This is a genomic window from Cedecea davisae DSM 4568, from assembly GCF_000412335.2.
Classification (GTDB): domain Bacteria; phylum Pseudomonadota; class Gammaproteobacteria; order Enterobacterales; family Enterobacteriaceae; genus Cedecea; species Cedecea davisae.
The window spans coordinates 4,352,169-4,373,794 of the sequence record NZ_KE161030.1 but is presented as its reverse complement, the minus strand read 5'-3'; the positions used below and the strand labels follow the sequence as shown (position 1 = coordinate 4,373,794).

Genomic DNA, 21,626 nt, shown 5'->3' with positions numbered 1-21,626 from the left:
GTCCAGTTTTAATAAAATACGGGTGAAAAATGCAGTAAGGTAAAGGCAGCTCAAATCAAAAAGGACAATGAAATGACCCTACACTGCGCCTTTATCGGATTCGGTAAAAGCACCACCCGCTACCATCTCCCGTTCGTTCTGGTCCGCAAAGATAAGCTCCACGTTGCCCACATCTTCCGCCGCAGCGAAAAGCCGGAGCTGGAGCAGCAACCGCAGTACGCGGGCATCCACTTTACCAGCCAGCTGGACGATATTCTCAACGATCCTGAAGTGAAGCTGGTGGTGATTTGTACCCACGTTGACAGCCACTTTGAGTACGCAAAAAAAGCGCTGGAAGCGGGTAAAAACGTGCTGGTGGAAAAACCGTTTACCCCAACGCTTGCCGAGGCGCGTGAATTGCTGACGCTGGCGAAAGAAAAAGGGCTTGTTGTTTCCCCGTATCAGAACCGCCGCTTTGATTCCTGCTTCCTGACCATGAAAAAAGCCATCGAGAGCGGCAAGCTTGGCAAAATCGTGGAAATCGAAAGCCACTTTGATATGTATCGCCCTGAGGCGGCCGCTAACCCGGGCAAACCTGCGGACGGCGCATTCTACGGCCTTGGCGTGCACACCATGGACCAAATCATCTCCCTGTTTGGCCGCCCCGACCACGTTGCCTACGATATTCGTAGCCTGCGTAATAAAGCCAACCCGGACGACACCTTTGAAGCCCAGCTGTTCTATGGCGACCTGAAGGCCATCGTGAAAACCAGCCATCTGGTGAAAATCGACTACCCGAAATTTATCGTTCACGGCACCAAAGGCTCGTTTGTGAAATATGGTATCGACCAGCAGGAAACCAGCCTCAAGGCGTACATCATGCCGGGCGAACCGGGCTTCGCCGCCGACAGCAGCGTGGCGCAGCTTGAGTATGTGAACGAATCCGGAGAAACGGTACGTGAAGAGTGGAAGCCGGAACAGGGCGACTATGGCCGCGTTTACGATGCGCTGTATGAAACCCTGATAAACGGCAAGCCGAATTACGTCAGTGAAATTGAAGTTCTCACCAATCTGGAAATTCTGGAGCGCGGATTTGAACAGCCATCTCCCGCCGCTATAAGCCTCTCCTGATGGTATTTTGGCTCCTCTGACTTATTCATTTTTTTTGAACAGAGGAGTCAATTTTCACCCTCTATGATCCTCCGCTAAATGGGTCCACACTTATCCCATCAAACGAATTGCGGAGGACATATCATGATCTATTTAAGAAAAGCACAGGACCGCGGCCACGCTAATCACGGCTGGCTGGATAGCTGGCATACCTTCTCTTTTGCCGACTATTACGATGCTAACTTTATGGGCTTCTCGGCGCTGCGCGTGATTAACGAAGATGTTATCGACGGCGGCCAGGGGTTCGGGACTCACCCGCACAAAGACATGGAAATTCTGACCTACGTGCTGGAAGGCGCGGTAGAACACCAGGACAGCATGGGCAATAAAGAACGCGTGCCTGCCGGTGAATTCCAGATTATGAGCGCCGGGACCGGCATCCGTCACTCCGAGTACAACGCCAGCGAAACCGAACCGCTGCGCCTGTACCAAATTTGGATCATTCCGGAAAAAACCGGGATTACGCCGCGTTACGATCAGCGCCGTTTTGATGCGCCGCAGGGCCGCCAGCTGGTGCTTTCCCCGGATGCCCGTGACGGCTCCCTGAAGGTTTATCAGGATATGGAACTGTCGCGCTGGGCGCTGGCGAAAGAGGAGCAGTCGGTGTACCAAATTCCGGCCGATCGCTGCGTGTGGATCCAGGTCGTGAAAGGCGATGTCTCCATCAACGGCACGCAGGCAAAAACCAGTGATGCGATAGCCGTGTGGGATGAGCAGGCTATTTCTGTTCATGCCAACGAAGCGAGCGAAATACTGCTGTTCGACCTGCCGCCGGTATAAACGTTACCCGTCACAACCCGCCCCTGAAAAAGGGCGGGTTTTCTTTTGTCCGTGCTAAACTCGGCTGTCGAAACTTTACAAGCCAGGCAGGACGATGAAAAAGAAAAGACCGGTACTACAGGATGTTGCAGATCGCGTAGGCGTGACCAAAATGACGGTCAGCCGTTTCTTACGCAATCCTGACCAGGTGTCTGCCGCGCTGCAGGTTAAAATTGCCGCCGCGTTAGATGAACTGGGCTATATCCCGAACCGTGCGCCGGATATCCTTTCTAATTCAACCAGCCGCGCTATTGGCGTCCTGCTTCCTTCGCTCACCAACCAGGTGTTTGCCGAAGTGCTGCGCGGGATTGAAAACGTTATTGATGCCCACGGCTACCAGACTATGCTCGCCCACTACGGCTACAAGCCCGAGCTGGAGCAGGAGCGCCTGGAGTCGATGCTTTCGTGGAACATCGACGGCCTGATCCTGACCGAGCGCAACCACACTCCCAGAACGCTGAAGATGATTGAAGTCGCCGGTATACCGGTGGTGGAATTGATGGACAGCGTGTCGCCTTGCCTGGACATCGCCGTGGGGTTCGATAACTTTGAAGCAGCTCGCCAGATGACGGCGGCTATTATCGCCCGGGGCCATAAACATGTGGCCTACCTTGGGGCGCGTCTCGATGAACGTACCCTTATCAAGCAAAAAGGCTACGAGCAGGCGATGCTCGACGCGGGGCTGACGCCCTACAGCGTGATGATTGAAAACTCCTCTTCTTATTCCACCGGTATTGAGCTGCTGCGCCAGGCAAAACGCGAATACCCGCAGCTCGACAGCATCTTCTGTACCAACGATGACTTAGCGATCGGCGCGGCCTTTGAATGCCAGCGCCAGGGCCTGCGCATTCCTCAGGATATGGCGATTGCCGGTTTCCACGGCCACGATATTGGCCAGGTCATGGAGCCGCGCCTCGCCAGCGTGCTGACCCCGCGTGAACGCATGGGGCGCATCGGTGCCGAGCGGCTGCTGGCGCGTATTCGCGGTGAAACCATCACGCCTCAAATGCTCGATTTAGGCTTTACGCTGTCGCCCGGCGGCTCGATTTAGTCTATTTTTTTATTTGATGTAGCTCACAGATATACACTTTGCAAGCTAATGGTTATTGCTTATTGTGCAGCCAGCCCGGAAAATGTTATCGGTAACTGTTACCCGTAACAAATTTAGACGCAAAGTTTTGTGTCAGAGTCGGAGCCATCATGAGCACTACTAATCACGACCACCATATTTACGTCCTGATGGGCGTCTCCGGCAGCGGTAAATCCGCCGTTGCCAGCGAAGTTGCCCATCGGCTGAACGCCGCGTTCCTTGACGGCGACTTCCTGCATCCTCGCAGCAACATCCTGAAAATGGCCTCCGGCGAACCGCTGAACGACGACGATCGCACTCCATGGCTGAAGGCGTTAAACGACGCGGCATTCGCCATGCAGCGTACCAATAAGGTTTCGCTGATCGTCTGCTCGGCGCTGAAAAAGCACTACCGTGACCTGCTGCGCGACGGCAACCCGAACCTCTCCTTTATCTATATGAAGGGTGATTTCGAGGTGATTGAAAGCCGCCTGAAAGCTCGCAAAGGCCACTTCTTCAAAACCCAGATGCTGGTGACCCAATTCGAAACCCTGCAAGAGCCGCAGGCGGATGAAAAAGATGTTCTGGTCGTCAATATCGACCAGCCGCTGGACGGCGTTGTCGCCAGCACCCTCGCATTAATCAACAAAGGCAGCGCAGAGTGAGTACATTAACGCTTGTTTTAACGGCAGTCGGCTCCGTGCTGTTACTGCTGTTTTTAGTAATGAAGGCGCGTATGCATGCCTTCGTTGCTTTGATGGTGGTTTCTATTGGCGCAGGCCTGTTTTCCGGGATGCCGCTCGATAAAATCGCTGACACTATGCAAAAAGGCATGGGCGGCACGCTGGGCTTCCTGGCCATTGTCGTCGCGCTTGGCGCGATGTTCGGCAAGATCCTGCATGAAACCGGTGCGGTGGATCAGATTGCCGTCAAGATGCTGAAATCTTTCGGCCACAGCCGCGCTCACTATGCGATTGGCCTGGCCGGCCTGATTTGCGCGCTGCCGCTGTTCTTTGAAGTGGCTATCGTGCTGCTGATTAGCGTCGCGTTCTCCATGGCTCGCCACACCGGCACCAACCTTGTGAAGCTGGTTATTCCTCTATTTGCGGGCGTTGCCGCCGCCGCTGCGTTCCTGCTGCCGGGGCCAGCGCCAATGCTGCTGGCTTCCCAGATGCACGCCGACTTTGGCTGGATGATCCTGATTGGTCTGTGCGCCGCTATCCCGGGCATGATTATCGCCGGGCCGTTGTTCGGCAGCTTTATCAGCAAATTTGTTGATTTGAAAATCCCGGAGGACATCTCCGAGCCGCATTTAGGCGAGGGCAAACTGCCGTCGTTTGGCTTCAGCCTGTCGCTTATTCTGCTGCCGCTGGTGCTGGTTGGCCTGAAAACAATCGCCGCTCGCTTTACCGCGCCTGGCTCCACGCTGTACGAATGGCTCGAGTTCATCGGCCACCCGTTCACCGCGATTCTGGTTGCTTGCCTGGTAGCGATTTATGGTCTGGCCTACCGCCAGGGCATGGAAAAAGAGAAGGTGATGGCGGTTTGCGGCCAGGCGTTGCAGCCTGCGGGTATCATCCTGCTGGTTATCGGCGCGGGCGGCGTGTTCAAACAGGTACTGGTCGACTCCGGCGTGGGTCCCGCTCTGGGTGAAGCGCTAACCGGCATGGGCCTGCCTATTGCTATCACCTGCTTCGTGTTGGCCGCTGCGGTACGCATTATTCAGGGTTCCGCGACCGTAGCCTGCCTGACCGCCGTTGGCCTGGTGATGCCTGTTATCGAACAGCTGCATTATAACGGCGCGCAGATGGCCGCTCTGTCTATCTGTATCGCGGGTGGGTCTATCGTGGTGAGCCACGTAAACGACGCGGGCTTCTGGCTGTTCGGCAAGTTTACCGGCGCGACCGAAGCGCAAACGCTGAAGACCTGGACGATGATGGAAACCATCCTCGGCACCACCGGGGCGATTGTCGGCATGATTGCGTTCAGCCTGCTGTCTTAATATCGCCTCAAATCTTGCTTCAAACACCCGGCTATTGCCGGGTGTTTTGTTTTCTACGATTAAGCTTGCCTCTCATCGTGACGCTAATACTCCCTATTAAAGAGAGAGCGTCCGAATGAAAAAATTACTCTTCTTACTGCTATTCCCGCTGTTAACCAGCTGTGCAACGCTGGTGGGTAACAATGACGCCACGGTTTATATTGACAGTACGCCAGCCAGCGCAGCCTTCACGATTTTTGATGACAAAGGTGACATCGCCGCGCAGGGCACCACGCCAGGCTCCGTTACGCTTAAAAAGACGGACGGCAGCTACTTCGGGAAGAAAAACTACACGCTGACGCTAAAGCATGAAGGGTATTACTCGATGTCCCTTCCGCTGGAAACCCGTTTAAGCCACTGGTATTTGTTCGGCAACATTATTTTCTTCGGCGTGCCGGGATGGCTGGTTGTCGATCCGTTTTTTGGCGGCATGTATACGCTGAAGCAGGAAAACCTTCACCTCTGGCTGCGTGCATGCGAGCCGGGGCCATATCGATATATGTGTTCGTGAAGATGCCGGGGACAAGGGTGTGGTTGTGGGACTTGAAGCTACTGTTATTTTCAGTACGTCTGCGGGCTAAAAGCGAGGCCCTGGTTCCGGCTTAAATCGCCTCAGTTTTCTCTCCGACTGACCAGGGGCCGGGTGTCCGGAACGACCGGAGGCTGTGAGCGTCGGGAACGCATCTCAGCCGACCCAGGGCTGGGAGATAAAACTGAGGTCTGCCGCTTCAGCGGTCGATTTATTTTGACGGGAGTCCGGGTTCTTAGGGGAGTGACGGTGACTCCCCTAAGACGTTCACCGGTTCGGTAGCTGCACATGAACCCTTACTTGAGGTGAACGGAACTTTCTTCATATCTTCATAGAAGACCGGCCGTCTGGAGGAGGGGATAACGCTTACCCACGCATCCAGGTACGAATCCCATCCAGGAACATCTGGGTGGAAATCATAATCAGCACCAGACCCATCAGGCGCTCAAGGGCGTTAACCCCTTTCTCACCCAGCAGGCGCAGGAACAGCGACGATTGCAGCAAAATTGCCACGGTGCCGCCCCAGGCCAGCATCAGCGCGGCCACTAAATGCCCCATCTGGTTTGGATACTGGTGCGAAAGCAGCATCAGCGTCGCCAGCAGAGAAGGGCCGGCAACCAGCGGAATAGCCAGCGGTACGATAAACGGCTCTTCACCGGCGGGCAGGCCGGACGAGCTGCCTTCCTGAGTCGGGAAAATCATCTTAATTGCTATCAGGAACAGGATAATCCCTCCTGATATGGAGACGGTTTCCGCCCGCAGGTTCAGGAAGCCGAGGATTTTTTCTCCGGCAAACAGGAAGATAAGCATTAGCAGCAGGGCAATCAGCAGTTCGCGGATCATAATTGCCCGGCGGCGCTTAGGCTCGGTATGTTTCAGTACCGACATAAATATCGGCAGGTTGCCGAGCGGGTCCATAATCAGGATCAGTAGAACCGCAGCGGATATGATTTCTGTCATCTGTTTTCCCCAAAATCTGGCAAGTTATTTCTGTTAATAAGCTTTGTTTCTGACACGGCGGATATCATTGATTAATTTCACTTGCGACTTTGGCTGCATTTTGTAAGGTGGAGTGATGTTCTGGCTCACTGCCAGCGCTTACACACGCAATCATCTCTGCAGGATTAAGTCGCTATGAAAAATGTTGGTTTTATTGGCTGGCGCGGTATGGTCGGCTCTGTACTCATGCAACGCATGGTGGAAGAGCGCGATTTTGACGCCATTCGTCCGGTTTTCTTCTCCACTTCCCAGCTTGGGCAGGCTGCCCCTACGTTTGCCGGCGCTACCGGCACTACATTGCAGGACGCCTTTGATCTGGAAGCGCTGAAGGCGCTGGATATCATAGTGACCTGCCAGGGCGGCGATTATACCAACGAAATCTATCCAAAGCTCCGTGAAAGCGGCTGGCAGGGTTACTGGATTGACGCAGCTTCTTCTCTACGCATGAAAGATGACGCGATTATTATCCTCGACCCGGTTAACCAGCACGTCATTCAGGACGGCCTGAACAAAGGCGTGAAAACCTTCGTGGGCGGCAACTGCACCGTCAGCCTGATGCTGATGTCCCTCGGCGGCCTGTTTGCCAACGACCTGGTTGACTGGGTTTCCGTGGCAACCTACCAGGCGGCTTCCGGCGGTGGCGCGCGCCACATGCGTGAACTGCTGAATCAGATGGGCCAGCTGTATAACGAAGTTTCAACCGAGCTTGCTAACCCTGCTTCGGCTATTCTCGACATCGAACGTAAAGTGACCGAACTGGGCCGCAGCGGCAACCTGCCGGTCGATAACTTTGGCGTACCGCTGGCAGGCAGCCTGATCCCGTGGATCGACAAACAGCTCGACAACGGGCAGAGCCGCGAAGAGTGGAAAGGCCAGGCGGAAACCAACAAGATCCTTGCGACCTCTTCGGTTATTCCGGTTGATGGCCTTTGCGTGCGCGTTGGCGCGCTGCGCTGCCACAGCCAGGCGTTCACCATCAAGCTGAAGAAAGACGTCTCCATCCCGACCATTGAAGAGCTGCTGGCCGCGCATAATCCGTGGGCGAAAGTGGTGCCAAACGACCGCGATATCACCATGCGCGAGCTGACGCCTGCCGCGGTAACCGGCACGCTGTCTACTCCGGTTGGCCGCCTGCGTAAGCTGAATATGGGGCCTGAATATCTTTCGGCCTTCACCGTCGGCGACCAGCTGCTGTGGGGCGCTGCCGAACCGCTGCGCAGGATGTTACGGGCGCTCGCATAATCAAGCGAATTTAGCAGAGGGGCATTGTTGCCCCTCTTTTTTTGCGTTTTACATGGAGTAAAACGGGGTAATTAATTTATTTCACGAGGAGTCAATAAAGCGTTGGCTATGCTTAAGTCATAACGCGCAAGCGTTGGGCGAGTATTGGGCGAATGGGCTTACAGGAGTTGGGTGCCTTTCGCCGGGGTCAATGATAAGTGTCGTACCTGCGCGCAGGCGTAGCGCGGGTCATAAGTGACACATAAAAAAGGAAAATGCCATGTCTGTTCTTCCGGAAAGAGACGTGATTAATGCGCTAATTACGGGTCACTTTGCCGATCCGTTTTCCCTGCTGGGAATGCACCAAACAGAAGCCGGGCTTGAAGTCCGCGCGCTGCTGCCTGACGCCACCGAAGTCTGGGTTATCGAACTGAAAACCGGGCGCAAAGTGAGCAAACTCGACTGTCTCGACTCCCGCGGTTTCTTTTGCGGGCTTCTTCCTCGCCGTAAAAATGCTTTTCGCTACCAGCTCGCCGTGGTCTGGCACGGTCAGGAAAACCTGATTGACGACCCTTATAGCTTCGGCCCGCTGCTTCAGGAACTCGATAGCTGGCTGCTTTCCGAAGGCACCCATCTTCGCCCATATGAAACATTAGGCGCCCATGCCGCCACGATGGATGGCGTGACCGGAACGCGCTTCTCGCTTTGGGCTCCTAACGCCCGCCGGGTATCCGTTGTTGGTCAGTTTAACTACTGGGACGGCCGTCGCCACCCGATGCGGCTGCGCCGCGAAAGCGGAATTTGGGAGCTGTTTATCCCCGGCGCGCACAACGGGCAGCTGTATAAGTTCGAATTGGTGGATGCCGACGGGCATCTGCGCATTAAGGCAGATCCTTACGCTTTCGAAGCGCAAATGCGCCCCGACACTGCCTCCCTGATCTGCGGCCTGCCGGAGAAAACCACTCTCAGCCCCGAGCGCCAGAAGGCCAACGGTTTTGACCAGCCGATCTCTATTTATGAGGTGCATCTCGGCTCGTGGCGACGGCACAGCGACAATAACTTCTGGCTCAGCTACCGCGAACTTGCTGAACAGCTGGTGCCTTACGTCAAGGACATGGGCTTCACGCACATTGAGCTGCTGCCGATTAATGAGCATCCGTTCGACGGTAGCTGGGGCTACCAGCCGCAGGGGCTCTATGCTCCAACGCGGCGCTTCGGCACGCGGGATGAGTTTATCTACTTCATCAATGCTGCCCACGAGGCCGGGCTGAGCGTGCTGCTGGACTGGGTTCCGGGCCACTTCCCGACGGATGACTCGGGGCTGGCGAAGTTCGACGGGACCGCGCTATACGAGCACGGAGACCCGCGCGAAGGCTACCACCAGGACTGGAATACCCTTATCTACAACTATGGCCGCCGGGAAGTCAGCAACTATCTGGTGGGTAATGCGCTGTACTGGATTGAACGCTTCGGCATTGACGGTCTGCGCGTGGATGCGGTCGCCTCGATGATTTACCGCGACTACAGCCGCCAGCCAGGCGAATGGCTGCCGAACGAATACGGCGGGCGAGAAAACCTCGAGGCCATTGAGTTTCTGCGTAACACCAACCGCATCATCGGCGAGCAAACGCCGGGGGCGGTCACCATGGCGGAAGAGTCTACCGACTTCGCCGGGGTGTCGCGTCCGCCGAGCATGGGCGGCCTCGGCTTCTGGTTTAAGTGGAACCTCGGCTGGATGCACGACACGCTCGACTATATGAAGCTCGACCCGGTTTATCGCCAGCATCATCACGACAAAATGACCTTCGGCATGCTCTACAACGGCACCGAAAACTTTGTCCTGCCGCTGTCGCATGACGAAGTGGTTCACGGCAAAAAATCCGTTCTGGACAGAATGCCCGGCGACGCCTGGCAGAAGTTCGCCAACCTGCGTGCCTACTACGGCTGGATGTGGGCCTTCCCCGGCAAAAAACTGCTGTTTATGGGCAATGAGTTCGCCCAGGGGCGCGAGTGGAACCACGATACCAGCCTCGACTGGCACCTGTTGCAGGGCGGCGATAACTGGCACCACGGCGTGCAACGGCTGGTGCGCGACCTGAACCACACCTATCGGCGGCACGCCGCGCTGCATCAGCTGGACTTCGATAATTACGGTTTTGAATGGCTGGTGGTGGAGGATAAAGCCAACTCGGTATTTATCTTTGTGCGGCGCGATGCGCAGGGTAACGAGGTAATTGTCGCCAGCAACTTTACGCCGGTGCCGCGCTATCACTATCGCTTCGGTATCAACCAGCCGGGGCGCTGGCGCGAAGAGTTAAACACCGACTCCATGCACTACCACGGCAGCAATGCCGGTAACAGCGGAACGGTGCGCAGCGAGCCGCAGCCAAGCCATGGGCGGGAGCATTCCCTATGTTTGACGCTGCCGCCGCTGTCCACTCTCTGGCTGATCCGGGAGGGCGAATGACGCAGCTTGCTAAGGGACGCCCCGAGCCTTACGGCGCCCATTACGACGGCAAAGGCGTGAACTTTACATTGTTCTCTGCCAACGCAGAAAAAGTGGAGCTGTGCCTGTTCGACGAGCACGGCCACGAGCGGCGCTACGACATGCCGTCGCGCAGCGGCGACATCTGGCACGGCTATCTGCCCGATGGCAAACCCGGCCTGGTTTACGGCTACCGCGTTCATGGGCCGTGGGAGCCTGAAAATGGCCATCGCTTTAACCCCGCCAAGCTCTTGCTGGACCCCTGCGCGCGGGTTGTCGTCGGCGGGGCAGAAGATCACCCGCACTTTCACTGCGGCTATGAGCAACCGAATCCTGAAGACAGCGCCCCTCACATGGCCAAATGCGTGGTGGTCAGGGAGCATTTTGATTGGGAAGAAGACCAGCCGCCGCGTACGCCGTGGGGCAGCACGGTTATTTATGAAGCCCATGTTCGCGGGCTAACGCTGCTGCATCCCGGTATTCCCGAGGAGCTACGCGGAACCTACGCCGCGCTGGGTCACCCGGTGATGATCGACTACTTCAAACGGCTGGGGATCACGGCGCTGGAGCTGCTGCCGGTGGCGCATTTCGTTACCGAACCGAGGATCTCGCAGCTTGGGCTGAGTAACTATTGGGGCTACAACCCCCGGGCGTTTTATGCGGTAGAAAGCTATTACGCGGTGGATCAAAACCCTCACAAAGCGGCCAACGAGCTGCGGGGCGCGATTAAGGCCCTGCACGAAGCCGGTATTGAGGTGCTGCTCGACATCGTGCTCAACCATAGCGCGGAGCTGGATAAGGACGGCCCGACCCTGTCCCTGAGCGGAATCGACAACCGTAGCTATTATTGGTTAATGGACAACGGCGACTATCAGAACTGGACGGGCTGCGGCAATACGCTGAATTTGAGCACCCCCGGCGTAGTGGCCCAGATGATGGATTGCCTGCGCTACTGGGTAGAGAGTTTCCATATTGACGGCTTCCGCTTCGATCTTGCCTCGGTTATGGGGAGAACGCCGGAATTCCGGCAGGATGCCCCGATGTTTGAGGCGATCAAAAACTGCCCTCAGCTCTCGCAGGTCAAGCTGATAGCCGAGCCGTGGGACATCGGGCAGGGCGGATATCAGGTCGGCAACTTCCCGCCGCTGTTTGCGGAATGGAACGATCATTTCCGCGACGGCATGCGCCGCTTTTGGTTGCAGCAGGATCTCTCTTTGGGCGGATTCGCCTGCCGCTTTGCCGGGTCGAGCGATGTTTACCGCCACGGCGAGCGGCTGCCGTCCACCAGTATAAATTTAGTCACCGCCCACGACGGTTTTACCCTGCGCGACTGCGTGAGCTTTAACCAGAAGCATAACGAAGCCAACGGTGAAGATAACCGCGACGGCACCAACAGCAATTTCAGCAATAACTATGGCTTTGAAGGCCTGGAAGCCAGCCCGACGACCAAGGAGCGACGGCGCGACAGCGTGCACGCGCTGCTGACTACGTTACTGCTTTCCCAGGGCACGCCGATGCTGCTGGCCGGGGATGAGCACGGCCACAGCCAGCACGGCAACAACAATGCCTACTGCCAGGACAACGTGCTGACCTGGCTCGACTGGGAGCAGGGGAATGACGGCTTAACGACTTTTACCGCGGCACTGATTCATCTGCGCCAGACCATCCCGGCCCTGACGGCAAACCGCTGGTGGGAAGAGGGGGACGGCAACGTCCGCTGGCTGAATAAAGAGGCGCAGCCTCTGAACGTCGACGAATGGCAGACCGGAGTGCATCGCCTGCAAATCCAGCTGTCTGACCGTTGGCTGATAGCCATTAACGCCACCGAAGAAGTGGCAGAAATAGTGCTACCTGAAGGGGAATGGCACGCCGTTCCTCCGTTTGCCGGAGAGGATAACCCGGTAGTGATGGCTGTATGGCATGGTCCTGCGCACGGAGTTTGCGTGTTCCAAAAGTCATGAAAAGGAGTTAGTCATGGTTAGGTTTGAGAAAAACGATCCGTTAATGCTGGCCCGGCAACTGCCTATTAAATCCGTCGCATTAATTCTGGCCGGAGGCCGCGGAACTCGCCTGAAGGATCTTACGTCGACCCGCGCCAAACCTGCCGTTCATTTTGGCGGCAAGTTCCGCATTATTGATTTTGCGCTCTCCAACTGCATCAACTCAGGTATTCGCCGTATCGGGGTCATTACTCAGTATCAATCACACACCCTGGTGCAGCATATTCAGCGCGGCTGGTCGTTCTTTAGCGAAGAGATGAACGAATTTGTCGATCTGCTCCCGGCTCAGCAGCGCGTTCACGGTGAAAACTGGTATCGCGGTACGGCGGATGCGGTCACCCAGAATCTCGATATTATTCGCCGCTATGATGCCGAATACGTGGTCATCCTCGCCGGGGACCACATCTACAAGCAAGATTACTCGCGCATGCTTATCGACCACGTAGAGAAGGGCGCGCGCTGCACCGTGGCCTGCCTGCCGGTGCCGGTGCATGAGGCCCCGGCGTTCGGCGTTATGGCGGTAGATGTTGACGAGAAAATTATCGAGTTTGTCGAAAAGCCGGACAACCCGCCTACGATGCCCGGCGACAGCAGCAAATCTCTGGCCAGCATGGGGATTTACATCTTTGACGCCGATTACCTTTTCAGGCTGCTGGAAGAAGACGATAAGGATGAAAACTCCAGCCACGACTTCGGGAAAGACATCATTCCGAAAGTGACCCGTGCGGGCGAGGCTTATGCTCACCCCTTCCCGCTCTCCTGCGTGCAGTCTGACCCCAACTCGGAACCTTACTGGCGCGACGTAGGGACGCTGGAAGCATACTGGAAGGCTAATCTTGACCTGGCTTCCGTCATGCCGGAGCTGGATATGTATGACCAGAACTGGCCTATTCGTACCCATATGGAGCCGCTGCCGCCGGCTAAATTTGTGCAGGACCGTTCCGGTAGCCACGGCATGACGCTTAACTCGCTGGTCTCCGGCGGCTGCATTATCTCCGGATCGGTGGTGGTGCAGTCCGTGCTGTTCCCGAGGGTGCGCATTAACTCATTTTGCAATATCGACTCTTCGGTGCTGCTGCCGGACGTTATCGTTGGCCGCTCCTGCCGCCTGCGGCGCTGCATTATCGACCGCGCCTGCGTCATCCCTGAGGGGATGGTCGTTGGGGAGAATGCGGAAGAAGACGCCCGCCGTTTTTACCGCTCTGAAGAGGGCATTGTATTGGTTACGCGCGAGATGCTGGCGAAATTGCAGAGCTAATGCGCGCAATAAATTGGCCTACGCACGGCGCTGCCGTGCGGCGGTTTTTTATCGTTTGGCGTTGCCTGATGATTGAGACACAGCGCCGCGACTTTCCATATGGGAGCGATAATGCAGGTCTTACATGTCTGTTCCGAGATGTTTCCACTGCTGAAGACCGGCGGCCTTGCGGATGTGCTCGGGGCTTTACCGGCGGCGCAAATTGCCGGCGGAGTGGATACTCGCGTGCTGTTACCCGCTTTTCCGGATATCCGGCGGGGCATTAGCGATGCTCAGGTGGTGGCGCATCGTCAGACTTTCGCGGGCCCGATGCGCCTGCTTTACGGCCAGTATAACGGCGTAGGCATTTACCTGATTGATGCCCCGCACCTGTATGAACGGCCGGGAAGCCCGTACCACGATACTAACCAGTTTGCTTACCAGGATAACGTGCTGCGCTTTGCCCTGTTGGGCTGGGTGGGCGCGGAGATGGCCTGCGGGCTGGACCCGTTCTGGCATCCGGATGTGGTGCATGCCCACGACTGGCATGCGGGTCTGGCTCCGGCTTATCTTGAGGCGCGTGGCCGCCCTGCTAAGTCCGTTTTTACCGTGCATAACCTGGCCTACCAGGGGATGTTTTACGCCCATCACTTAAGTGAAATTGACCTGCCCTGGTCGTTTTACGATATGAACGGCCTGGAGTTCCACGGCCAGATTTCGTACCTCAAGGCCGGGCTGTACTACGCCGACCATATTACCGCCGTCAGCCCGACCTACGCCCGGGAGATAACCGACCCGCATTTCGCCTACGGCATGGAAGGGCTGCTGCGCCAGCGCCAGCGTGAAGGGCGGCTGTCGGGCATTCTCAACGGCGTGGACGACAAGATTTGGGACCCGGCGGGCGACCTGCTGCTGGCGTCGCGCTACACCCGTGACACGCTGGAGGAGAAGGCGGAAAACAAACGTCAGCTTCAGGTCGCGATGGGGCTTAAGGTGAATGACAAGGTGCCGCTGTTTGCGGTGGTCAGTCGCTTAACCAGCCAGAAGGGACTTGATTTGGTGCTGGAGGCGCTGCCTGGCCTGCTTGAGCAGGGCGGACAGCTGGCGCTGTTGGGGGCTGGAGATTCCGTCTTGCAGGAAGGCTTCCTTGCCGCGGCGGCTGAGCATCCGGGCCAGGTCGGGGTGCAGATTGGCTATCACGAAGCGTTCTCTCATCGAATTATGGGCGGCGCGGACGTGATTCTGGTGCCGAGCCGCTTTGAACCCTGCGGCTTAACCCAGCTTTATGGCCTGAAGTACGGCACGCTGCCGCTGGTGCGCAGAACCGGCGGGCTGGCCGATACCGTGTCCGATACGTCGCTGGAAAATCTGGCGGACGGCGTGGCTACCGGTTTTGTGTTTGAAGACAGTAATGCCTGGTCGCTGTTGCGTGCGATCCGGCGTGCTTTCGTGCTGTGGTCCCGCCCGTCGCTGTGGCGTTTTGTGCAGCGGCAGGCGATGAATATGGATTTTAGCTGGCAGGTAGCGGCGCAGGCATACCGCGACCTTTATCAACGCTTGATGTAATTACCCATACACCAGGAATCACTGATATGAATGCACCCTTTTCCTATGCATCACCCACGCTGAGCGTCGAGGCGCTAAAACACTCGATTGCCTATAAGTTGATGTTTACGGTGGGGAAAGACCCTGCCATCGCCAATAAACACGAGTGGCTCAACGCCACGCTCTTTGCGGTACGGGACAGGCTGGTAGAGCGCTGGCTGCGCTCCAACCGCGCCCAGCTCTCCCAGGAGGTGCGACAGGTTTATTATCTGTCGATGGAGTTCCTGATTGGCCGGACGTTATCCAACGCGCTGCTTTCGCTCGGTATTTATGAGGATGTGAAGAACGCGCTGGAAGATATGGGGCTGGATCTTGAAGAGTTGATTGACGAGGAGAACGACCCCGGGCTCGGTAACGGCGGTCTTGGCCGCCTCGCCGCCTGCTTCCTCGATTCGCTGGCAACTCTTGGCCTGCCGGGGCGTGGGTACGGTATCCGCTACGAATACGGCATGTTCAAACAAAACATTGTTGATGGCCGCCAGAAAGAGTCGCCCGACTACTGGCTTGAGTACGGCAACCCGTGGGAGTTTAAGCGCCACAACACCCGATATAAGGTGCGCTTTGGCGGGCGTATTCAGCAGGAGGGCAGAAGGTCCCGCTGGGTGGAAACGGAAGAGATCCTCGCCGTGGCCTATGACCAGATTATTCCCGGCTACGATACCGATGCCACCAACACGCTGAGGCTGTGGAACGCCCAGGCCAGTAGCGAAATCAACCTCGGTAAATTTAACCAGGGCGATTACTTTGCCGCGGTGGAAGATAAAAACCACTCCGAGAACGTTTCCCGCGTGCTTTACCCGGATGATTCAACCTACTCCGGCCGCGAGCTGCGCCTGCGCCAGGAATATTTCCTCGTTTCATCGACGATGCAGGACATTCTGAGCCGCCACTATCAGATGCATAAAACCTACGCCAATCTGGCCGAAAAAACGGCCATCCACCTGAACGATACCCATCCCGTACTGTCGATTCCGGAGCTGATGCGGCTGCTGATTGATGAGCACAAATTTTCGTGGGAAGAGGCCTTCGAGGTGACATGCCAGGTGTTCTCCTACACCAACCACACTTTAATGAGCGAGGCGCTGGAGACCTGGCCGGTGGATATGTTGGGTAAAATCCTGCCGCGCCACCTGCAAATAATCTTCGAGATTAACGACTACTTTATGAAGACCCTGCAGGAGCAGTATCCCAACGACACCGGGCTGCTTGGCAGAGCGTCAATTATTGATGAGTCCAACGGCAGGCGCGTGCGTATGGCGTGGCTGGCAGTCGTGGTGAGCCATAAGGTGAATGGCGTTTCCGAGCTGCACTCCAACCTGATGGTGCAGTCGCTGTTTGCCGACTTCGCCAGCATCTTCCCGATGCGCTTTAGTAATAAGACAAACGGCGTTACGCCGAGGCGCTGGCTGGCGCTGGCGAACCCGGCGCTCTCTGACGTGCTGGATGAAAACATCGGCCAGACCTGGCGCACCGATCTCAGCCAGCTTAATGACCTGAAGCAGCATATTGATTACCCGACGGTACATGAGGCGGTGCGCAAGGCCAAGCTAGCCAATAAAAAACGGCTGGCAACCTACATCGGCCAACAGCTGAACGTGGTGGTCAGCCCGGATGCGTTGTTCGACGTGCAAATTAAGCGTATTCACGAGTACAAGCGCCAGCTGATGAACGTCCTGCACGTGATTACCCGCTATAACCGCATCAAGGCCGATCCGCAGGCGGAGTGGGTACCGCGGGTGAATATCTTTGCCGGGAAGGCGGCCTCTGCCTACTACATGGCGAAACATATTATCCACCTGATCAACGACGTGGCGGAGGTTATCAACAACGATCCGCAGGTGAAAGATAAGCTGAAAGTGGTGTTTATTCCCAACTATAGCGTTAGCCTGGCCCAGCTGATTATTCCAGCGGCGGATCTTTCCGAGCAGATTTCTCTGGCGGGAACCGAGGCTTCTGGGACCAGTAATATGAAGTTTGCCCTCAACGGGGCGCTCACCATCGGCACGCTGGACGGCGCCAATGTTGAGATGCTGGATCACGTTGGCGAGGAGAACATCTTTATCTTCGGCAATACCGCGGAACAGGTGGAGGAGCTGCGGCGTAAAGGCTACAACCCGCGTGAATATTATGAGCAGGATGAAGAGCTGCGCCAGGTGCTAACGCAAATCGCCACCGGCGCGTTTAGCCCGGGGGAACCCGGCCGCTATCGTGACCTGGTGGACTCGCTGATTAACTTCGGCGATCACTACCAGGTGCTGGCGGATTACCGCAGCTACGTTGACTGCCAGGAAAAGGTCGACCAGCTTTATCAGCACCCGGAGGAGTGGACCATCCGCGCTATGCATAATATTGCTAATATGGGCTACTTCTCGTCCGACAGGACGATTCAGGAGTATGCCGATGAGATTTGGCATATCAAGCCGGTGAGATTGTAGTTCTGCCCCTCGCCCTAACCCTCTCCCCGTGTGGGAGAGGGGACTAAAACGGTGAGGAGTACGCCGCTTTCCCCCTCTCCCTTCCAGGGAGAGGGTCGGGGTGAGGGTAAAAACTCAGCACAGCTCCAGCTGCACGTTATTCTCTTTAATCACCTGCATCACGCCTGCCGGAGGCATCACGTCGGTATAAACCGTGTCCACCAGGCTGATGCTGCCCAGGTTAACCATCGCATTACGGCCAAACTTCGAGTGGTCCACAACCAGCAGGACGCTGCGTGAGTTTTCGATGATTGCGCGTTTGGTCCGGACTTCGTGGTAGTCGAACTCCAGCAGCGAGCCATCGCTGTCGATGCCGCTGATGCCGAGAATGCCGAAGTCGAGGCGGAACTGGGAGATAAAGTCGAGCGTCGCTTCCCCGATGATGCCGCCGTCGCGGCTGCGCAACTCTCCGCCTGCCAGAATGATGCGGAAGTCTTCTTTTACCATCAGCGTGTTTGCCACGTTGAGGTTGTTAGTCACGATGCGCAGGTTGCTATGGCCCAGCAGCGCATGGGCAACGGCTTCCGGCGTGGTACCTATGTCGATAAACAGCGTCGCGCCGTTAGGAATTTGGCTGGCAACCTTTTGCGCAATACGCTCTTTCTCGGCGGTTTGTGTTGCCTTCCTGTCGTGCCACGGGGTGTTTACCGAGCTTGAAGGCAGGGCCGCACCGCCGTGATGGCGCAGGATCATATTCTGGTCGGCGAGATCGTTCAGATCGCGGCGAATGGTTTGCGGGCTGACGGCAAACTGCTCCACCAGCTCTTCGGTACTGACGTATCCCTGCTGCTTAACCAGCTCAATAATCGCGTCATGACGTTGTGTTTGCTTCACCATCTACTCCAGCGTTGTTATGTTCGTTTTCGCGCATTCAGGGTGTCGACCAGCGCCATAGCCAGACCAACCAGCATACCGGTCAGGTGAGCCGGGATCACCGCAGATTGAGTAAAGACTTCGATAGCCAGCCAGATAATGGCAAATGTCAGCAGGCCTCGCTGCATCTGAATGCCACTGTCCGGGTCTCGTTCGCCGCGCAGCCAGACGTAACCCATCAGGGCAAACACCGTGCCCGACAGGCCGCCAAACAGCGGGCCGGTAAATTTAGCCTGCATAAAGCCGCTCAGCAGGGTGGAAATGAGCGTCAGCGTCAGCAGTTTGCCGGTACCGAGGCGTTTTTCCACCGCTCCGCCGAGATACCACCACCACAGCAGGTTAAAGATGATGTGCATAAAGGAAAAATGCAGCAGGCCGTGGGTGAAGTAGCGCCAGAGCTCAAAGCGCTGGCTCGGGTCAAGCGGCCAGCCAAGCAGCGATATTACCGGGCCAAAGCCGACCAGGTTCAGCAGTACAAACAGCGCGATGCAGACAAAGATGACGCCAAGGGTCAGCGGCCCGGCGCGCTCTTTGATAGTGGCAAAAAAAGGATAGCGTTTATAGCTGAAGCCAACGCCGCTGTGGCCGGTACTCCAGCTGGCAGCCTGATAACGCGGGTCGCCGGGGTTGGCCTGAAAACGTTCCAGCTCGGCACGAACCAGCTGAGTCTGGCTTTCATCTGCCAGCCAGACGTCGCTCTGAGTATGCTGCTGAACGGTAAGAATAACGCCCTGGGTCGCCATATAGTCGACAAAAGCCTGCGCCACGCGCGGGTTGGCGAAAGAGGTGATCATTATCATGAAAGTTTAACCAAGTTCGTCTTTAAAGCCGTACAAAGGCAAGCAGTATACCCGGAGTGAGCGCAAACGCTGAACTTTACGAGCCGTGAGCGACCTCGGCAGGAAAATGACGGTGCCAGGCGTCGAAACCGCCGTCAACGCTATACACCTGGTCGTAGCCCTGTTGCAGCAAATACTGAGCCGCGCCTTTGCTGCTGTTGCCGTGGTAGCACATCACCATTACCGGCGTGTCGAAGTCGGCTTGCTGCATAAAAGTCACCAGCGTGTCGTTGGTGAGGTGGTAAGCCCCCGGCGTGTGTCCCATGGCAAAGCTTTGCGGATCGCGGATATCCACTAATACCGCCTGCTGCTGCTGGAGTTTCTGGTGGGCTTCTTCCACACCAATACATTCAAATTGATCCATGGTTTTACTCGTCGAGAATGAAAGGAAACAAGGGGCATGTTAAGGCATTGCACCCCGCTGGCGCTGATAATAACGCCAATATGTTATCCATATCACGTAGAAATGTTTTTATTTCGTTACCAAAGCGGATGAACAATTGCTATTATGAGCGATATCGAACATTTTTGAGCTTTAACGAAAGTGCGTGAGGGCAACATGGAAACCAAAGATCTGATTGTAATTGGCGGTGGCATAAACGGCGCCGGTATTGCGGCCGACGCCGCGGGCCGCGGGTTATCCGTGTTAATGCTGGAAGGGCAGGATCTGGCATGCGCCACTTCTTCCGCCAGTTCCAAGCTTATCCACGGCGGCCTGCGCTATCTGGAGCATTACGAATTTCGTCTGGTGAGCGAAGCGCTCGCCGAGCGTGAAGTGCTGCTGAAAATGGCTCCCCATATTGCCTTCCCTATGCGCTTTCGTTTACCGCACCGCCCGCATCTTCGCCCCGCGTGGATGATCCGTACCGGTCTGTTTATGTACGACCATCTCGGGAAACGCACCAGCCTGCCGGCCTCCACCGGCTTGCGTTTTGGCGCGGACTCGGTGCTGAAGCCAGAAATCGTGCGCGGTTTCGAATATTCTGACTGCTGGGTTGATGATGCTCGCCTGGTACTGGCAAACGCCCAGATGGTGACCCGCAAAGGCGGCGAAGTGAAAACCCGTACCCGGGCTACCAAAGCGACCCGCGAAAATGGCGTTTGGGTGGTTGAGGCTCAGGATATCGACACCGGTGAAACCTTTACCTGGCGTGCGAAAGGCCTGGTCAATGCGACCGGCCCGTGGGTGAAAACCTTCTTTGATGAAGGGCTGGAGCTGCCATCTCCTTACGGTATCCGCCTGATTAAAGGCAGCCATATCGTGGTGCCGCGCGTGCATACCCAGAAGCAGGCCTACATTCTGCAAAACGAAGATAAACGTATCGTGTTTGTTATCCCGTGGATGGATGAGTTCTCCATCATCGGCACCACCGATGTGGAATATCACGGTGATCCGAAAGCGGTGCAGATTGATGACAAAGAAATTAACTATCTGCTGAACGTCTATAACGCGCACTTTAAAAAGTCGCTGAGCAAACAAGATATTGTCTGGACTTACTCCGGCGTTCGCCCTCTGTGTGACGATGAGTCCGACTCGCCGCAGGCCGTAACCCGTGATTACACCCTGGATATTCACGACGAAAACGGCAAGGCTCCGCTGCTGTCGGTGTTTGGCGGCAAGCTGACGACCTACCGCAAGCTCGCCGAGCATGCGCTTGATAAGCTGGAGCGTTACTACCCGAACATCGGCCCGGCCTGGACCAAAGAAAGCCGCCTGCCCGGCGGGGATATCGGCGGTGACCGCGATGATTATGCGGCAAAACTGCGCCGTCGTTACGGCTTCCTGACCGAGAGCCTGGCTCGCCGGCTGGCGCGTACCTACGGCAGCAACAGCGATTTAGTCCTCGGGGAAGCAACCAGCGTGAGTGACCTGGGCGACGATTTTGGCCATGAGTTTTACGAAGCCGAGCTGCGTTACCTTGCGGATCACGAATGGGTGAAATGCGCGGAAGATGCGCTCTGGCGCAGAACCAAGCTGGGGATGTGGCTGGATGAAGAGCAGCAAACTCGAGTGTCGCAGTGGCTGGTAAAGCGCGCGGCTAAAGCTGGGTTGTCGTTGGCGTCTTAACAGAGAGCCTTTTTCCAGTTCGCATTTTTTCCGTTCACCCATCGAACGGTTGCCCCTGTAAGCCCAGAGCACTGTGAACGTGTCAGGGGGAAATACGCCATTCCCCCTGACAACCCCCGGCGCCCGGCAAACTCATCGCCGCTAAAGCGGTAAACCCCCGGCTATCACCCAAACATTTGGGGTCGTTCGCGATCCGTTCCCGACGATCGCTCTCTTTC

Annotated in this window: 17 protein-coding genes; 13 read left to right on the top strand and 4 right to left on the bottom strand. The window is 56.5% G+C overall.

The window, feature by feature from the left end:
• The first annotated feature begins 72 nt into the window (after positions 1 to 72).
• From HMPREF0201_RS20000 to HMPREF0201_RS19975, 6 genes are all read left to right on the top strand, one after another.
• A complete protein-coding gene (locus HMPREF0201_RS20000) occupies positions 73 to 1,110 on the top strand; it encodes an oxidoreductase (protein WP_016538565.1) in 1,038 nt (345 codons plus the stop codon).
• Between the two features lie 123 nt (positions 1,111 to 1,233).
• The gene (locus tag HMPREF0201_RS19995) at positions 1,234 to 1,929 is read left to right on the top strand and encodes a pirin family protein (RefSeq protein ID WP_016538564.1); all 696 of its coding nucleotides are present in this window, start codon (positions 1,234 to 1,236) and stop codon (positions 1,927 to 1,929) included.
• Between the two features lie 94 nt (positions 1,930 to 2,023).
• The gene (gene gntR / locus HMPREF0201_RS19990) at positions 2,024 to 3,019 is read left to right on the top strand and encodes a gluconate operon transcriptional repressor GntR (RefSeq protein WP_016538563.1); all 996 of its coding nucleotides are present in this window, start codon (positions 2,024 to 2,026) and stop codon (positions 3,017 to 3,019) included.
• Positions 3,020 to 3,168: 149 nt separating this feature from the next.
• Positions 3,169 to 3,702, top strand: a complete 534-nt coding sequence (gntK, locus tag HMPREF0201_RS19985) for a gluconokinase (protein WP_016538562.1) — start codon at positions 3,169 to 3,171, stop codon at positions 3,700 to 3,702.
• A complete protein-coding gene (gene gntU, locus HMPREF0201_RS19980) occupies positions 3,699 to 5,039 on the top strand; it encodes a gluconate transporter (protein ID WP_039898906.1) in 1,341 nt (446 codons plus the stop codon). The genes gntK and gntU overlap by 4 nt, the downstream gene beginning before the upstream one ends.
• Before the next feature lie 115 nt (positions 5,040 to 5,154).
• Positions 5,155 to 5,589, top strand: a complete 435-nt coding sequence (locus HMPREF0201_RS19975; protein WP_016538560.1) for a hypothetical protein — start codon at positions 5,155 to 5,157, stop codon at positions 5,587 to 5,589.
• A gap of 384 nt (positions 5,590 to 5,973) precedes the next feature.
• On the opposite strand, the gene HMPREF0201_RS19970 is transcribed toward HMPREF0201_RS19975, so the two are convergent.
• Complete coding sequence (locus HMPREF0201_RS19970) at positions 5,974 to 6,567, bottom strand: YhgN family NAAT transporter (protein ID WP_016538559.1); 594 nt, start codon at positions 6,565 to 6,567, stop codon at positions 5,974 to 5,976.
• 174 nt (positions 6,568 to 6,741) lie between these two features.
• Between HMPREF0201_RS19970 and asd the strand changes: the two genes are divergently transcribed.
• The 6 genes from asd (at position 6,742) to glgP (ending at position 17,589) form a co-directional block, all read left to right on the top strand.
• Positions 6,742 to 7,848: an aspartate-semialdehyde dehydrogenase gene (asd, locus tag HMPREF0201_RS19965; protein ID WP_016538558.1), complete on the top strand. Its 1,107-nt coding sequence runs from the start codon at positions 6,742 to 6,744 to the stop codon at positions 7,846 to 7,848.
• 259 nt (positions 7,849 to 8,107) lie between these two features.
• A complete protein-coding gene (gene glgB, locus HMPREF0201_RS19960) occupies positions 8,108 to 10,294 on the top strand; it encodes a 1,4-alpha-glucan branching enzyme (protein ID WP_039898905.1) in 2,187 nt (728 codons plus the stop codon).
• Entirely contained in the window at positions 10,291 to 12,273 is a 1,983-nt protein-coding gene (glgX, locus tag HMPREF0201_RS19955) for a glycogen debranching protein GlgX (RefSeq protein ID WP_016538555.1), read from the top strand. Before glgB ends, glgX begins: the two co-directional genes overlap by 4 nt.
• Before the next feature lie 13 nt (positions 12,274 to 12,286).
• The gene (gene glgC, locus HMPREF0201_RS19950; RefSeq protein ID WP_039898904.1) at positions 12,287 to 13,570 is read left to right on the top strand and encodes a glucose-1-phosphate adenylyltransferase; all 1,284 of its coding nucleotides are present in this window, start codon (positions 12,287 to 12,289) and stop codon (positions 13,568 to 13,570) included.
• 111 nt (positions 13,571 to 13,681) lie between these two features.
• The gene (gene glgA, locus HMPREF0201_RS19945) at positions 13,682 to 15,115 is read left to right on the top strand and encodes a glycogen synthase GlgA (protein WP_039898903.1); all 1,434 of its coding nucleotides are present in this window, start codon (positions 13,682 to 13,684) and stop codon (positions 15,113 to 15,115) included.
• A gap of 26 nt (positions 15,116 to 15,141) precedes the next feature.
• Entirely contained in the window at positions 15,142 to 17,589 is a 2,448-nt protein-coding gene (gene glgP, locus HMPREF0201_RS19940; protein ID WP_016538552.1) for a glycogen phosphorylase, read from the top strand.
• 114 nt (positions 17,590 to 17,703) lie between these two features.
• Here the strand turns inward: glgP and HMPREF0201_RS19935 are convergent, their stop codons facing one another.
• The 3 genes from HMPREF0201_RS19935 to glpE form a co-directional block, all read right to left on the bottom strand.
• Positions 17,704 to 18,462 carry a DeoR/GlpR family transcriptional regulator gene (locus tag HMPREF0201_RS19935; RefSeq protein WP_039899456.1) on the bottom strand — a complete coding sequence of 253 codons (759 nt, stop codon included), beginning with the start codon at positions 18,460 to 18,462 and terminating at the stop codon, positions 17,704 to 17,706.
• 17 nt (positions 18,463 to 18,479) lie between these two features.
• Positions 18,480 to 19,301, bottom strand: coding sequence for a rhomboid family intramembrane serine protease GlpG (gene glpG, locus HMPREF0201_RS19930; protein ID WP_039898902.1), 822 nt, complete (start codon positions 19,299 to 19,301; stop codon positions 18,480 to 18,482).
• 76 nt (positions 19,302 to 19,377) lie between these two features.
• Positions 19,378 to 19,704, bottom strand: a complete 327-nt coding sequence (gene glpE / locus HMPREF0201_RS19925) for a thiosulfate sulfurtransferase GlpE (protein ID WP_016538548.1) — start codon at positions 19,702 to 19,704, stop codon at positions 19,378 to 19,380.
• Positions 19,705 to 19,899: 195 nt separating this feature from the next.
• Between glpE and glpD the strand changes: the two genes are divergently transcribed.
• Positions 19,900 to 21,408, top strand: coding sequence for a glycerol-3-phosphate dehydrogenase (glpD, locus tag HMPREF0201_RS19920; RefSeq protein ID WP_016538546.1), 1,509 nt, complete (start codon positions 19,900 to 19,902; stop codon positions 21,406 to 21,408).
• Positions 21,409 to 21,626: the final 218 nt, after the last annotated feature.

Coding starts and splice junctions, on each gene's coding strand:
- HMPREF0201_RS20000 (WP_016538565.1), top strand. CDS start 73: ATGACCCTACACTGCGCCTTTATCGGATTCGGTAAAAGCACCACCCGC.
- HMPREF0201_RS19995 (WP_016538564.1), top strand. CDS start 1,234: ATGATCTATTTAAGAAAAGCACAGGACCGCGGCCACGCTAATCACGGC.
- gntR (WP_016538563.1), top strand. CDS start 2,024: ATGAAAAAGAAAAGACCGGTACTACAGGATGTTGCAGATCGCGTAGGC.
- gntK (WP_016538562.1), top strand. CDS start 3,169: ATGAGCACTACTAATCACGACCACCATATTTACGTCCTGATGGGCGTC.
- HMPREF0201_RS19975 (WP_016538560.1), top strand. CDS start 5,155: ATGAAAAAATTACTCTTCTTACTGCTATTCCCGCTGTTAACCAGCTGT.
- HMPREF0201_RS19970 (WP_016538559.1), bottom strand. CDS start 6,567: ATGACAGAAATCATATCCGCTGCGGTTCTACTGATCCTGATTATGGAC.
- asd (WP_016538558.1), top strand. CDS start 6,742: ATGAAAAATGTTGGTTTTATTGGCTGGCGCGGTATGGTCGGCTCTGTA.
- glgB (WP_039898905.1), top strand. CDS start 8,108: ATGTCTGTTCTTCCGGAAAGAGACGTGATTAATGCGCTAATTACGGGT.
- glgX (WP_016538555.1), top strand. CDS start 10,291: ATGACGCAGCTTGCTAAGGGACGCCCCGAGCCTTACGGCGCCCATTAC.
- glgC (WP_039898904.1), top strand. CDS start 12,287: ATGGTTAGGTTTGAGAAAAACGATCCGTTAATGCTGGCCCGGCAACTG.
- glgA (WP_039898903.1), top strand. CDS start 13,682: ATGCAGGTCTTACATGTCTGTTCCGAGATGTTTCCACTGCTGAAGACC.
- glgP (WP_016538552.1), top strand. CDS start 15,142: ATGAATGCACCCTTTTCCTATGCATCACCCACGCTGAGCGTCGAGGCG.
- glpG (WP_039898902.1), bottom strand. CDS start 19,301: ATGATAATGATCACCTCTTTCGCCAACCCGCGCGTGGCGCAGGCTTTT.
- glpE (WP_016538548.1), bottom strand. CDS start 19,704: ATGGATCAATTTGAATGTATTGGTGTGGAAGAAGCCCACCAGAAACTC.
- glpD (WP_016538546.1), top strand. CDS start 19,900: ATGGAAACCAAAGATCTGATTGTAATTGGCGGTGGCATAAACGGCGCC.